The organism is Marinomonas sp. ABL3_031 (assembly GCF_056161265.1).
On sequence record NZ_JBSWYU010000005.1, the window covers coordinates 1 to 14975 of the forward strand.

General features: G+C 43.4%; 11 protein-coding genes. 6 read left to right on the forward strand and 5 right to left on the reverse strand.

Annotation, left to right across the window (positions count from 1 at the left end; all coding sequences use genetic code 11):
* The 6 genes from ACXAH2_RS07365 to ACXAH2_RS07390 all read left to right on the forward strand — a co-directional run.
* Window positions 1-492: hypothetical protein (locus tag ACXAH2_RS07365; protein WP_475077553.1), on the forward strand; the 492-nt coding region annotated here is incomplete at its 5' end.
* Window positions 493-562: 70 nt separating this feature from the next.
* The gene (locus ACXAH2_RS07370; RefSeq protein ID WP_475077554.1) at window positions 563-1684 is read left to right on the forward strand and encodes a phosphotransferase family protein; all 1122 of its coding nucleotides are present in this window, start codon (window positions 563-565) and stop codon (window positions 1682-1684) included.
* Entirely contained in the window at window positions 1671-2765 is a 1095-nt protein-coding gene (locus ACXAH2_RS07375) for a T3SS effector HopA1 family protein (RefSeq protein WP_475077555.1), read from the forward strand. Before ACXAH2_RS07370 ends, ACXAH2_RS07375 begins: the two co-directional genes overlap by 14 nt.
* Window positions 2762-4003 carry a lanthionine synthetase LanC family protein gene (locus ACXAH2_RS07380; protein WP_475077557.1) on the forward strand — a complete coding sequence of 414 codons (1242 nt, stop codon included), beginning with the start codon at window positions 2762-2764 and terminating at the stop codon, window positions 4001-4003. Before ACXAH2_RS07375 ends, ACXAH2_RS07380 begins: the two co-directional genes overlap by 4 nt.
* A 21-nt stretch (window positions 4004-4024) precedes the next feature.
* Complete coding sequence (locus tag ACXAH2_RS07385; protein WP_475077558.1) at window positions 4025-5662, forward strand: S53 family peptidase; 1638 nt, start codon at window positions 4025-4027, stop codon at window positions 5660-5662.
* A gap of 1 nt (window position 5663) precedes the next feature.
* The gene (locus ACXAH2_RS07390; protein WP_475077559.1) at window positions 5664-5984 is read left to right on the forward strand and encodes a hypothetical protein; all 321 of its coding nucleotides are present in this window, start codon (window positions 5664-5666) and stop codon (window positions 5982-5984) included.
* 290 nt (window positions 5985-6274) lie between these two features.
* On the opposite strand, the gene ACXAH2_RS07395 is transcribed toward ACXAH2_RS07390, so the two are convergent.
* The 5 genes from ACXAH2_RS07395 to ACXAH2_RS07415 form a co-directional block, all read right to left on the reverse strand.
* Window positions 6275-7411 carry a TfuA-like protein gene (locus ACXAH2_RS07395; RefSeq protein WP_475077560.1) on the reverse strand — a complete coding sequence of 379 codons (1137 nt, stop codon included), beginning with the start codon at window positions 7409-7411 and terminating at the stop codon, window positions 6275-6277.
* On the reverse strand, window positions 7408-8682 hold the full coding sequence (locus ACXAH2_RS07400) for a YcaO-like family protein (RefSeq protein WP_475077562.1): 1275 nt from the start codon (window positions 8680-8682) through the stop codon (window positions 7408-7410). The genes ACXAH2_RS07395 and ACXAH2_RS07400 overlap by 4 nt, the downstream gene beginning before the upstream one ends.
* A gap of 305 nt (window positions 8683-8987) precedes the next feature.
* Complete coding sequence (locus ACXAH2_RS07405; RefSeq protein WP_475077563.1) at window positions 8988-9761, reverse strand: hypothetical protein; 774 nt, start codon at window positions 9759-9761, stop codon at window positions 8988-8990.
* Window positions 9762-9785: 24 nt separating this feature from the next.
* Window positions 9786-13910, reverse strand: coding sequence for a TOMM system kinase/cyclase fusion protein (locus tag ACXAH2_RS07410; protein ID WP_475077564.1), 4125 nt, complete (start codon window positions 13908-13910; stop codon window positions 9786-9788).
* A gap of 2 nt (window positions 13911-13912) precedes the next feature.
* Window positions 13913-14953 carry an FHA domain-containing protein gene (locus tag ACXAH2_RS07415; protein ID WP_475077565.1) on the reverse strand — a complete coding sequence of 347 codons (1041 nt, stop codon included), beginning with the start codon at window positions 14951-14953 and terminating at the stop codon, window positions 13913-13915.
* Window positions 14954-14975: the final 22 nt, after the last annotated feature.

Sequence of the window (14975 nt, forward strand, 5' to 3'; positions counted from 1 at the left end):
CTTCCTCCAATTACAATTCCTGCCGATTGTGGTGTGAGTTGGAACTGCGGCGCGGGTCCAGCTCAGGCTCAGTTTCCGACTCTGAGTCTTGCGTGTATAGGTCCTGCGACAAGAGTCTTGACTCAGGTTGCAGGCTGTAATGGTGCCGCTGCTCAGGCAGTTGCTCCGGCGGCACAAACTCTTCCTCCAATTACAATTCCTGCCGATTGTGGTGTGAGTTGGAACTGCGGCGCGGGTCCAGCTCAGGCTCAGTTTCCGACTCTGAGTCTTGAGTGTGGGACAAGAGTCTTGACTCAGGTTGCAGGCTGTAATGGTGCCGCTGCTCAGGCAGTTGCTCCGGCGGCAGGCCATGGTTTGCTTTCTTCTTATCCTTGCCCAACCGTAGCGCAATGCTATCCAACGACAACGACAACGACAACGGGAGCGGCGCAAGCTCAATTCCCGACGTTAAGTGTTGCTTGCATAACGATTACTACCACTGTGACAGCGTAGCCCCTAGGGGCAAAGGACTGCTGGCGCGCATACGCGTGCCAGCACTTTGAATCGGATAAGGATACTTGCTATGCGTTTGACAAAGCATAATCTGGCTCACTATTTAGTCGACAAGGGTTTTATGAACCCTGAATATTTGGTGAATGGACAATTCAAGTTCAGTCAACGCCAGAGCCGAAACAATATCTTTCAGATCTATCTTGAAAATCACCCCAGCGGTCTGTTTGTCAAACAGCTTTTGTCGTTAGATCCGGTAAACGGATATCTAATGCAAAAGGATGCGACCTTGCATTACCTAGTTCAGGAGACAGAGTTGTTTACCGAATTGCGCCAATATATACCACGTTATTTTGGCTATGAGCCTAAGAATCATGTTTTTGTCACTGAGTTTTTTTCTAATGCTATCAGTGTTCACGAAGAAATTCTTCTTAAAAAAGAGTTGAATTCTGGTGTCTTCGAAGAGATGGCGCGAATTTTAGCAACCTTTCATAAAGATCTTGGAGATCTGACCGAGACCTTTCCAAGTTTAGCCTTCTTTAATCGTCAGACGCCTTGGATTATGCAATATGGCGATCCAGATAATCCACAAATAAAAAATTCCGGCCAAGCTACTGGGAGCGTTGCTCAGGCTATTTTACAGCAACCTGCTTTGGTGGAATTTTTAGAGGAGCTTCGATATGAATGGCATGGCAATTACCTAGTTCATGGCGATGTTAAACTCATCAATTTTATTCAAGCTGACGCGACACATAGTAATGGCTTGAAGTTAATCGACTGGGAAATAGCCGATTTGGGAGATCCGCTTTGGGACCTAGCTGGATTGATGCAGAGTGTGATCACTTTGTGGGTCTTTTCTCAAAACCCAAATCCTATGTTGCAGGATCAACCGCAAAGTGGCATGGAATTTTTATCGTGGGATACGGTGCAAAGTACATGTAAACATGTTTGGAAGCACTATATCGAGGTGAGGCAATCTTTAGTTCCAGACACTTCTTTAAACACGTCAGCTGCTCGCGAAAAAGTAGTTAAATTCACTGCAGCGCGTATGCTGCAAACGGCTTGTGAAGCTAACATGCAAGCAACGGATATTCAACCTCCTAGCAATAGAGTGTTGCAAATTGCCAGTCAAATCATCAAGTCTCCAGAGGCTTGGACTCGTGACTTATTGGGAGGACAAGATGATAAACTTTAGTCAGCAACTTGAATACATCGCTGCAAATTTAGAAGTAACTGGAGTGGACAGTTACCGGATTGAAGGAAAAACAAAACGCGTATTTCAAAAGCAAGCTTGGAATGATTATGTTGGACCATTACAACAGTTTGGTCACAATCAGACAGGCGATTCATTTGAGAAAAAACAGTTATTGGAAATGAACTTGTGTAATGTCATATACACACAGCTCTATTGCGGAGCGCCTGCGACAGAGGACATATTACGTTTGCCGCAACTAAAAGAGCGGATACGTTTTATGAACCGTCTTTCACAAGTGAACCAGTCGACAGATCAACCAGATGCAAACTGGAAAATCTATCATGTTGATGCCAATGGTGCCTGGGCGTCGAAAGGAGGCAAACTTCGCCAATTAATTCCGAATACTTTTGTTCCAGCGATACCAAATGCTCCGATAGCCGTAAATCAGAGCGTACATTTTCTGCGAGCGAAAGAAAACCGACATATTCAGCAAGTCTTTTACTATGTATACGGGAATCATTTTGTTGAGCATGATGCACCTCAAGTTCGCATATATTGGCATATCCAGCCCGACGGTGCGGCTCCTCTAATTGAGTTGTTAACACGAGTGCTGAATGAACACAAAGTGGCCTTTAATTTTAAGTGCTTAAATCATCCAGATCTCTTCGTGCGCAAGGATAGCGCAGTTTTATATGTTGAGAAACGGTACTTCGACTATGTCGTAAGATTGATCCGTCCCCATCTGCCTTCATTGGAAGACTATTTCAAACCGGGTCACCCACTTTTTACTTTGCCATTATATAAGGGCGTTTCGTTTGCCGAAGATCCTGGTGACGGGCAAAGCTTCGGGTTGCATCGAAGTCAACTTATTGCCCGAGCTTTATTGGTGGCTTACGAAAAGAGTCTTGTAGCACCAGAAAAAAAAGAGGCAAAATCAATAAGACTAACCAGCATTTTAGAGCTCTTAGAAAGTAAGGGAATCACTCTTGATCGACTTCATTTAAATGCTACGACATTGAGTTTGCCTGTTTCACTGCCTTTATCGACTTCTAATGAAGATTTAAAGGAGATTGAACAATGAGCTCACAACTATATCTAGATGCTGCAATTAATATCGGCCGAGTATTACAAAGAGAGTGCATTTGTTACGACAACCGAGCCAATTGGCAAGGTGCGGTGGTTGATTCTGTGAATGGTCAATTTCAGGTTGTTGAACGTACTTTCGATGCAAGTTTATATAACGGATTGTCAGGTATCGCGCTGTTTCTAGCTGAACTGCACAGGCAACGTCCTGATGAGCATCTGTTTTCAACGTTGGAACAGGCTATCAATAATATTCGTCATATGATTGGACATCCGAATCAACTTAGTACATTTAGTGTTCATTCCGGAAAATTAGGGGTCGCCTATGCCATGTGGCGTATTGGTTATCTGCTTGATCGAAAAGATTGGGTGCAGCAAGGACTAAACCTGCTTGAACATATTCACACTATGCCGATACCAGATGAAGAGATGGACATTATTAGTGGTGTGGCGGGAGCGATCCCTGTGTTGCTGAAAATTTATCAGGCAGAGGACGATGAACGTTGGCTGAACACTGCTATCCGTTTTGCTGACTTTTTGCTTGATAAAGCGGTAAGAAGCACAACCTCCATGCACTGGATTACCCCCGGTAATGAACAAGGTTTAACTGGGTACTCACATGGTGCAGCAGGTTTTGGAATTGCGTTATTGGAATTAGGTGTGGTTACGCAGCGACAAGTTTATATTGAAGCTGGCTTGTATGCGTTTAATTATGAGCGTGAACATTTTAGCCCACAGCATCAAAACTGGCCAGACTTACGCCTAATTAATCAAACACCGCAATATAACGCCATGTGGTGTCATGGTGCACCAGGTATCGCACTTTCTCGCATTCGAGCTTATGAGTTGATTCAAGAGCCGTCTCTATTACAAGAAGCGTTGATTGCGCTTAGTACGACTTACCAACATTTGTCCCATGAATTGACGACCCAGCCGGATAGAATCAATTTCAGCTTGTGTCATGGCGGGGGAGGGAACAGTGAAATCTTGATGATGGGAGCGGCACTAGCTCAGCGACCAGACTTCGCACAAATCGCTCATCAGATTGCTACATTTGGTATTGAAAAGTACCTCCGGTTCGATACCCCTTTTCCAAGCGGCGTTCATGATCCAAGTGGACTTGGTGAATCCGGTCAGGAAACGCCAGGACTGATGCTAGGGCTAGCTGGAACAGGACTGTTTTACCTTAGATTATTTGACCCGCAGAGAGTTGAGACTGTACTGCACATTCGTTAAGCAAAAAGAGGCAAGGAAACAATGAATATCGCTACGCAAGATCACTTTCAAAGCATTCCGGATACAGCTGTGTATCAGTTACCCGCTGATAATGATGCGCAGTTAACCGTCACTATATTACTACATCCTGAGGCAGACACTGCACTTGAGCAGCAAGAAATGGAAATCTATAACACACACCCGAAAAAGCGTCGTTACTTCGACCCAGAAGAACAAGAAAAACGCTGTGCGACCTCGGATATTAAAATCCAAAAAATCGTCGATTTTGTCAAGAAGGCTGGACTAAATGCGATGAGCCACTGTCAGGAAAAGCGCGAAGTAGTGATTTCAGGAACACTTAAACAGTTCGCTCAGTTATTTACTATAAGTTTCCATTTGTATGAGGACGAAGAACTGGGAAGCTTTCTGGCTTACCACGGCACAATTCAATTACCAGAGGATATTCGTCAGGATATTGCTCACATAGAGGGGCTTAATGAAGGATTACAGGCAGGTAAAATCCCGTCTAAAAATCTCCTTCTAATGGATAGGCTTAGCGACACGTCTCCAGCAAAACGCTTTGCTGCAAACCGGACTCTCGCTGGAGATGGAGCGTCTTTAGGGGGGCCGCAAGAATCTCAGGAACAGGGATATTCTCCACAAGATCTAGCGGAAATGTACCGCTATCCTGATAACCTTGGGGAAGGACAAACCATTGGTATTATCGCATTGGGAGGAACGTATAAACCGGCTGATCTGGATGTGTTTTGTAAAACGTTTAATTTGCCAACGCCAGACATAGAAGTCATCGGCACTGAACCGTGGCAAGCGCCTCAGTCAAAAATCGTCAATGATATCGAAGTGAATATGGATGTGCAGATGGCAGTGGGAATGGCGCCAAAAGCCAAAATTGTTCTCTATTATGCCAGAACATTTAGCGAAGGCTTTCAGGCAGTACTTAACGATCATAAAAATAAAGTCTCAGTAGTGAGTACCAGTTGGGCGAACGGTGAGAGCTATACTTCTGCCAGCTCCAGACAGCAACAAATCACTTTGATTCGACAACTTAGCTTAAGAGGAATCACGGTTTTGGCAGCGTCGGGAGATCATGGACTGTATCAGGTTAGCGCGAATAATCGTGTCGTTGGAATTAACCTTCCTGCTGGCTTTCCACAAGTAATTGCCTGCGGTGGCACGACTTTGTTTCGAAATGGCAGTGAACAGGTTTGGAACGAAATGCAGAATGCTTCAGGCGGCTCATTTAGTGTGATGTTTCCGGCTCCGGCATTTCAATATGAGGCGATTGGGCAATTCGCCAGACAATACCCTCAATATGCCAAACAAACTTGTGCGACCCCCGACCTTGCAGCGAATGCCAGTACCAGTCAGCACAATATCATGATTGTAAATGGTAAACCTTTTATGGCCGCTGGAACCAGTGCTGCGACGCCAATCATTGCTGGTTTGATTGCTCGACTCAATACCGCATTAGGCTATCGTCTTGGCTTTATTAATAACTTCCTATACCAGCTTATGGGGTCTAGTGCGTTTAACTCTAACATTCCGGGATCTAATGGACTTCCTTCTATGCCGGGATGGGATCCTTGTACTGGCTTGGGCTCGCCAATCGGTGTCAACCTTTTAAACCTTATTAAAGAAACGGAAGCGCATTGGGGGTAATATGAACGCGAAAATGGAAAACAGCTTTCCAGTGGATGATCTGGTAAAAGCATTAGGAGACGAACAGGGTCAGATAGAGAAAACTCTACTTGTTGGTGGTTTTATGGGGGGGCGTAACGAAGAGACGGGCAAAGTTCGTTTTTTTTTAGAGCCGACACTCTCTGTTTGGCTAGAGCTGTCACCTAATTACATTGTTCACAGTCTCAAGCTGAAAACAACCCAATCACCAGTTGGTGGTACCCTGATTTGGTTGAGTTCGGACACACCTTATAGTGAGCGGCTACTTAAACCCAAAAACATACCACTCCTTTTTCTAGGTTGACTCAACAAGTGGTTTTTAATCGTCGCATAACAGTGGTAGAGGCGTATGAGTAACCACACTTTGGAGTGTATATTGCTAGGAAGCTGGTCTTCGTGGTGGTTGTCAGAGTCTCGTTTGGAGGTTGCTTCATTGTGTTATAAATAAAGGTAATGGATACTTGGGGAGAAAATGTAAAAATGAGTAATGACTTTTTAAGAAAAAGAAATCATTACTCCTTGGTTAACCTAAATCAAAGTGTTGTGTGTGGTTTTTGGTGGGCTTGTTTGCCGATCATATTGAAGTTGGCATTATTAAGTAACAGAAATCGTCGATGATATGTCCATGCCAGTTTTAATGAGCCTTTCATCTAAGATATGCTCTTCTTGAATACTGATTTTGTCGGCATAGGCCATTAGCAATGCTTCGCGTTCGATCCATTGGTCAAATTGCTGGGTGGTGAGTTTTAATGTCTGGATTTTCTGACTCATCTTCTCAAACTCTACCCTGCCATCTTTTGAGACACATTGCCAAGCTAAGGCCACTTTATGAAAGGCGGGTTGAATCCAAGGTTTTACGTCTATACCAAGCTCCTGAGCGTGTTCTAAGGCAAGGGCTCTTAATTTGGCAGGAAGTTTATCTTCTTCCAATAGCTCTATATGCTCACCTAAGTTGGGAAGGTTGACCCCGATTCGTGTTTGACGCTGTTTAACCACATCATGGATTAGGGTGTACCAAGCATCGTTTTCTTGCAGCACATAATTTACGTTTTTTGTTTCTAGAGCCTTCAGGTCTATCTTAGCAATGTCTTTGAGTAAATTAATGGCGTCTAGTTCTTTAAGAGATTGGCTGTGATGCTTTAAAAATAGGCGTAATGCTTCTAGCTTATCAGAGGCCATGTCTTGGTTGGAGAACAGATCTTGAGCAAAAGAACACAGTTGCACATGTGTGCGTTCTGGATACCAGAGGGCTTTGAGTTGTTTTTCAAGTATCTCTGCCTGTGCATGGATGAGTATTCCCTTGACACAAGCACCAGCAAGATCGTAGCGTAAATCCACCATGGCTCTTGAAACCAAAATATAGTTCAACTCGGCTGGGCCGTGTGTAAGAGCCACTTCATCGTCGTCTTCGTATTCACCGCTGGCGTAGCGTTCATATATTTGCCCTGAGCCAACCATACCAAACACATTCAACTCAGCAGCCCTTAATGCCCCCATACTGGAGCTGCCATAAACATGAATACCAATGGACATTGCGTGGAGAATTTCTTTATGCCATACCGCTGGCACTGACTCAAAAAAGCCATCAATTAAGACGATGATTTGCGGCTTGTCTAAGGTGGCAAGGTAAAGATCGCCTTGTTTCGCTGGTGGGCGAACATCCGCATTGGGCAGGATTTCTAGGGCTTTTTCTCGGCTCAGGGAAGGGCCTGCAAAGACAATCACGCTCATAGAATGGGTTCCTTACTTTGGCTATTAATGATTTGTTCTCGGCGATTTTGTTGTTCTTGGTTTTCTTGTTTTAAAGAAATGTTCATAGCCCGTTGCCCAAATACATAACCCAGTACATCGTGTATGCCTTCCAAGCCAGGGGCGATGACGCGCACGACAGGAATGTCGAATTCGGGCTTGGTGAGATCGATTCTAATTGGGCTAGGAAGATGATGTTTTTTAAGTTGAGAAACCAGCAAAGCCACATCTTCTTCTACGGTGTCATGTAACCAAGAGTCTATGTGATTGAAATCAACATAGGCAGGTGAATCCATTAACTTTGTACGAACTAACCCTTGGTAGGTCATGTTTTGGCGAGATTGATAGTCTTGTAAACTGGCATCGTCACGGGAGCCGGAGATCAGGGTTAAGCGAGTTTGCACCGCCTCTGTGATGGCACGCATGATGGCCACATGTTTATCAAGATGAGTGCCAGAGCCAGACATAGGGTAAAGAGGCCTATATTGGCTTTCATGTCGATTCATAATGGTGCAAAAGAAAGTTGGAATATTCAGATCTGAGGTGACATTCCACACACTCACCATGACGTCGGCGTCTTCGATTTGCTTGATCAACGCCTGAATGGTTGGGTCGGTAATGCTGGACAAATGGACTTTTTTTTGTGCTTGTTGTTGCTTGGAAAGCAAAGACCAAAGCGTCAAGGCATCTCGTTCAATTAATTCACATAAGGCATGGCTGGTTGCTTCTTCACGTGTATTGCCTGATGCCAACCCATTGGTACTTAACTGAAAGCACCCACTGCCGGGTGGTAGTGGTATGGTGAAATCACAATGCACCAGATCATAGGGAACATAAACCTCTGTCCCGGATTCTAACTCTTTTCCGGCAACCCAAGGGCGACGAGTCTCTGGGGAAAAGGGCATGACATTCATTTTAGGGACTAGGTTCACATCCACCACAGTATGATACTTGGACAACTCGGTGAAGTTGGTAAATCGCACTGGCAGATCTATGTGTTCCGCATGATAGGTTTCGATGGCTTCCATGGCTGCCGAGGCTTTAGCCGCCGCCACAGAAATGCCCTTGCCTTGGGAAACGGCGACTGCTTTGGCATTAGGTCGACAAGCGGTAATCACCGGAATACCAATATCATCCAGCCCTGTGACATTGGCGAGACGAGTAATGCCCATGGCTGCCAAATGGGGTTGTATTTTATTAAGTGTTTCTTCAGGAGAAACCGTGCGATGGGTTCCAGTATGATAGGTTTTCATAGCCTGTATCCTTGTAGTGAAAACTGCTTAGACATTTATCTTCTACCTAGGTTATTTGGGAAATGGTATCGCTTTGCTAGATTTTGGAGAGAATCATCCTGCCTAAGGTCAATATTGGAAAGGGAGGTATTTAGGCATGCTGTTTGGAAGCAGCTTTTTATTAAGGTGTGTGGCATTCGTAATGAATCATCCTTTATCATTATCTTTCCATTTACTCATGTTTTTTTATTTAAAAAGAGCCAATTTTTTCATTGAATACAGGCAGACTCGCTAAATGGAGCCCGCCTTGGGGGCTTGATATCAAATTAAGATTTAAATGTTTGTAAATTAGCTACATAGCAAGTAACAACCATTAATTGATAAGGACTTGACTCAATTTCATCTTGAGAGGTAATACTCTTGTAGAAGAAATCATTAGGGTTAAGGGCACCTGCTTGTACTCGGGTATTACCATAATAGGTTTGAAGATGTTCAATGGTAGTGCTTTGGGTTGTTGTGAGATGTTGGTTAACTTCCTCTGCACTAATGTAACTGACACAGTAGCTGTAACATTCTGAGCTAGAGCGTGTGTCGTCCGGTTTTTGAAAAAAGGCCACGTATAAATTCGCCTCTTTTGGCACAGTTTTTAGCTGGTTTTGTTTGTCTTTTGGCACAGGCATAAAAGTGTTGGTGGCTATTGGCAGAGTGTCATTAGGGATAGGCGTGTCGGCGATGGCGGGAGAGTCGTCGGAGATTCTTATCATATTAAGACGGCTCATTTTTAGCTGGCGTAAATCGAGAAAATAACCAGGTTCGAAGGTTTCTTCGGTGTTGCTTCCAGAATTTCCTGAGGCTTGTTCTAAATTCCACGGAATCACTTTAGTAACAGCAGGCCCTGCTAGATTTATAGGGTAATCACCTTCCTCATTTAAGAAGAAGCGTTTAATAAAGGTACCGTCAGCATCAACTTTTTCGATAATACGGGATTCGTCTGAGTAAAGCTCATAGGTTAGGTGCGCAACATGGTCTTCTGATAGCATGACATAAATGTCATTCATCGTATTAATGAGATCATCGCTGAGAGTTTGTAAATCTGACATAGCTTTCTCCTTTTGCTATTTCCATTAAAGAAGCCGATATTCGGCCGCGGTTTGTGTGAGTTTCTTAATAAGAGAAACTCGTTGAGAAACATTATCAATATCGGAAAGTTGTAAGAGTAACTGTTCGATTGCTTGTGGCAGAGGAACTTGTCTAGGATCAAGTAATATTGCCGCAAAATCGGGAACCTGATGCATGTATTTATTCGCAAAATCATTATGCAAACCACATAGTGCAATGGCCTGTAAATGAGATAACCATAAAAAGGGATATTCAAAGCGTGTTGTTACTTCTTCCCACCGGGCTAAGCTTTGCTCTATATAATTACTTGCTCGCTGATATTTTTTTTGTGCAAAATGATGCCAAGCTAGATTGGCTAAGGCGACAGCAATATAATCTTGCATGTTGACTTCATCAGCAAGCCTGAGCGATTTTTCTGCATAGGTTTGCACTAGTAAAATGTTGTGCAATAGACGATGTGCGACAGAAAGATAGGTGTGACATCGTGTTTGTCGTATTTTATCTTGTAGTTTTTCTGCTATATCCAAAGCGCTTTTTAGCTGCTTACAAGATTTTTCAGGAGTATGGGCTTGGATATAGCCCACTCCAAGTAAACAATATGAATCTGATAAAGTTGATTCATTTCCACATTGTTTTGCAATTTCAACTGCCTTTTTAGGAATGGTTAAATCTTTAACTGTGAGGGCATAGCGTTTGCTCCTTAGCGTGAATTGAAACTGATTATGATAAAACTCTACCAATTGTGTTTTTTCATTCATTATTAGCATAGTGGGTTCTATTTCTAATAAAATTGGCTTCATTAATGTCGGCTGCCCCAGCCAATAATGTACATACAAGATGGCACTTTTAATTTCCAGCCAAATTTTCCACCAATTCGATTTTTCCGGTGTGTCTGAATGAGGCGCTTTTAATAGCGAAGCATGAGCCGCTTGATAGTACTTGAGAGCATCATCATGTTGGTGAACCACTTCGTATGTTTTACCAAAGGCGATTTGTGCAGAGGCTAGAGTTTCGTAGTCATTCGCTTGTTCTAGTAGACTAATGAATTCTTGTAGTGCTTTTCTGGCATTGTCGTGTTGTCCATCCCGAGCGAGGCAGTTGGCAAGGCCTTTTAATATGGCTTTGAGTTGTTCTTGCTGCGCTTGCTCTTTTTTATCAGACTCATTTCCTGCCGTTAATTCATTGCTTGTTAGATAACACTGAAGGGCGCTTTGATACAGATGTATCGCATCATCGACGACAAAGGTGGTTTCGGCTTCGCTGGCGGCTTGATAGTAGTATCTGCTGGCTTTGTCATATTGCTGAGCTTTTTCATAGTGCTGTGCGAGGTCTGAAGCAATAAAACCATCCAGATCTTTTGTCATACTGAGGATGGATTCAGCAATACGTTCATGTAAATCTAGTCGTGTTTTTTGTTCAATACTGTCATAGCCTGCTTCTCGAACTAAGGCGTGTTTGAACAGATAACGGTCACCCTCCACATGACGTTGTTGAATAATAAGTTGGTTGTCGATCATCTCAGAGACATCGTTTTGAACTTGTAATTCACTAAAGTGAGATGCGGCGATCAATAGGTTGTAATCAAATTGACGACCAATAGCCGAGGCAAGTTGCAAGGTGTCTTTAGCATAGATTAGACCGTCGATTTTATTTTGTATAGATTCGCGCAAGCTGCCGGGTATGTCATCGATTTTTTGTGGGTCAACAAAGTGGATGACGCCTTTTGTTAGCTGAACTAAATGACGACGTTTTAGCATGGAGACCAGTTCTTCAATGAAAAGCGGAATGCCATCAGTGCGAGTTACCAGTAGCGTCATTACTTGGCTGGCAATATTGGCTCCTTCAAACAGAGTATGAACGAATTCTTCTGTAGCGGTCTCAGTTAGTTGTTCAAGTGGAATATGGGTTAACAGATTATTTGCAAAGGCGGCGGGGGCCGGCTGGCGCGAGGTGGTGATAATGCATTGTATCTTGCCTTGTTTTGCTAAATGAGCAATGAATTCGGCTGTGGTGGCGTCTGCCCAGTGAATATCTTCAAAAATATAAACCGCTTCTGCGGACTTGCTGGATTGAGCCGTTTGATGCTGAGAGCAAGTAAGAATATAAGTCAATCCTTCAAATAAGAGGGCTTTTTGTACACAGGGTTCAAGACTGGATAACTGATGGTTTTCAATGTCGTTAATGTTTAACCATGCGGCTAAAATAGTGATGATTTCCGCTGTGGGTCCAGATAAATTGCCTTGTCCTATTAATTGCGTGAGTTGTTTTCCTTGGCTTTGTTGCTGGTCTGTTTTTTTCTGGTTAAAAATCGACGTCAGCAATCGTTTTACAACGGATAGAATAGGAAAAAGAGCATTATTTTGGTGCTCTGGTAGTGCTTGGAAGACATGATGCGTTCGCTTGGATTCTAGGTGTCGGAACTCATGGATCAGTCGTGATTTACCGATACCCGCTTCACCGTGTAAATGAATGATTATGTTGTCGTTGGCAGTGTTTTCGAGTGAGCTGCGTAAAATATCGAGTTCTGTGGCTCGACCGATTAGTGGATGATTGTTGCGTACGCCACGAATAAAGCCAAATGCTTCTAAAGTGCGCTCGGCGATGAGTTGAGTGCAGTCTTGCTGTGCGCTTTTGTGTTCAGAAAACTGATGCTCGGCAAAATGATAGTAGTTATCCAGCATGGTTTTGGTGTCAAGGGAGCAAAGAATGCTTTGTCCTTGTGCCTGTAATGCAAGCTCATAGGCGTGATGACTGGCAAAACCATCGGGTACCGAGTTGCTGCGTCTTAACATTATGCCAGTATGAATGCCGATATTGATTTCAAATTCGTAGCCGTAGCGGGTGCTCATATAGGACTGTTGTTTGTGCGTTAAGCTGATGATTTCCAGTGCGGTTCGTGCTGCTAAACGTGCATCTTGATCACTGGCAATGGGGTAGCCAAAATAAAATACAGAAAGTCCAGTTAAATTTCCCACATGGAAGCCACCATAGCGTTGGGCGACATCGATGCATTGGTTACGAGTCGCTTGAAATAGGCTTTCAATAACATCTGCATCGGAATCTGTGCTAGTGGTATCTTTCTTATGATTTTTAATGCGAATACGCAAGGCGAGTGTGGTAATCTGCTTGCGTTCTGTGGTTTGAATGGTGTTGACGGCTAGATGGTTTGGGTCGTCTTGACGCATTATTAGAGTGTCTTCATGCTCTTGAGTTGGTGAGGTGACGGGCAGAAAACGACCTTCTAGATTATGGGTAATCAGTTCATTTAATTCATTGTAAAGGGCTTGAGCACTGTTGATACGCGCACTGGCATTTTTGCGCAAGCTTCTTTGCAGTAGTTGGCCCAGTGGATGGGAATGAAGGGCCGCTGGTATTGGCACAGGAATGTCGTTGAGGTGTTTATGATAAATTTCAGCGACGCTGGCACCATTAATGGCTGGGACACCGGTTAAACATTCAATGAAGACGAGTCCCCACATGTAGAGGTCCGCGCTGAAAGTAGTGAGCTCACCGCGTAGCTGTTCTGGTGCGCAATACGTCGGTGTGCCAATGGACTCTTGGGTGATGGTGAGGGCCTTATAGTCTTCTGCCCTTTGTCCTAGAGTGAGTGTACTGATGCCAAAATCCAATAGTTTTATATGATGCTTTGCCCCAGTCTGCAAGATCATGATGTTAGATGGTTTGATATCGCGATGAATGATGCCTTGCTGGTGGGCGTGTACTAGGGCGTCCAGAACTTGCAGCATAATGGCGTGTGTTTCTGCCACACTTAGGGCGCCATGTTGTTTTAGATAATCGCTGAGTGAAATACCGTCTACGTATTCGAAAACACTGTAGAGGGTGTTGTCGTCAATACGGCCTTTATCCAGTAAACGAACGATATGCGGATGTGACAGCTGGCAAACGAAATTGCTTTCCCGCTCAAAACGGGCCAGTTGCTGTTGTCTGTGTTTCGGGGCCGATTGTGTTGCCAATTGGAGGAATTTTATGGCAACGGTTTGTTTGGTTTTTTTATGAATAGCTTTAAATACCGAACCAAACCCGCCTTGGCCAATCTTATGTTGTAGATCGTAACCCTCAGTGTCGAAGTGAAGATAGGCAAATTCATCCTGAATAGCAACAGAAGACATAATCAATGAACCTCTGATGCTGTTTCTAAGAAATTGCCTTTGATTACCTCCACTTTTGATGTATTTAGTCTCACTTCCCCATCTTGTAATTGTAATAATTGACAGGCATCTACACCGCTAAAATTAACTGTCTCGCGGATTTTTGTTCGCAGACGGTGAAGTCGAATACGTGTGTTATCTGGTTCGATACCAAGTGCTTTTGATAGATCGTTTAGATCAATCCATCCACAGTGGCATTCTGAGTAGCCTTGATTTTTATCACTTATGGATTTGCGAGCTAAACAAAGTAATAAATATAATTGGCTCTGAATTCGATGTCCTTCAATGATGGACACACTTTTATTGTCTTTTATGTAGAGTTGAATTTCTTCTTCATTATCAGAAACATGTAGTCTTAATTCGATATCATCAAGAGATTGTGCGGTCGGTTTATTTTCGAGGGTTTGGTATTCAACTCGATCACATTGTAGACGGTAAAGTGAGCCATTAATGCGAACACAGTCCCCATCTTGAATAGCTTTGCTTTCTTCTCTTCCATCATCATAAATAATGTACCAACCTCCATTTTCATTAAAAAGATTGATGTTTTTTTCTATTGATGTGACAGGGCTTTCGAGATAGATCGCATCTTTATTTATTTCCATATTTACTAATACATCACAGGGCTTAAGGATTTTCGCCATGATGAAAGCTTCATTGGTTTTAGAGGACAGTGTTATTGTGTCAGATTCATGTAATAGGTGTGGCTGTTCTTTAAGGATTTTATGGTGATTAAGCCAAACACCGTTCTTACTTTTGTCTTCTATATACCAATTATTGTCTTGCCAATAAACGATGGCATGTATGCGCGACACGTCATCACCAATCAGGTTGGTGTCGCATTCGATAGCACGACCCAGTGTGTGATAGTGGCGTAGATGAATGCATTGGCCAGAGGGAGACAATAGAGCGCCGCTTTTAACAGAAGAAATTGAGAAGGTTGATGTTCGCGGCAGGTTTGTCACCCGATAAGAATAGCCAATAATTTTATTGGTAGTAGGCATACTTATTAATCCTTTAAAAGTT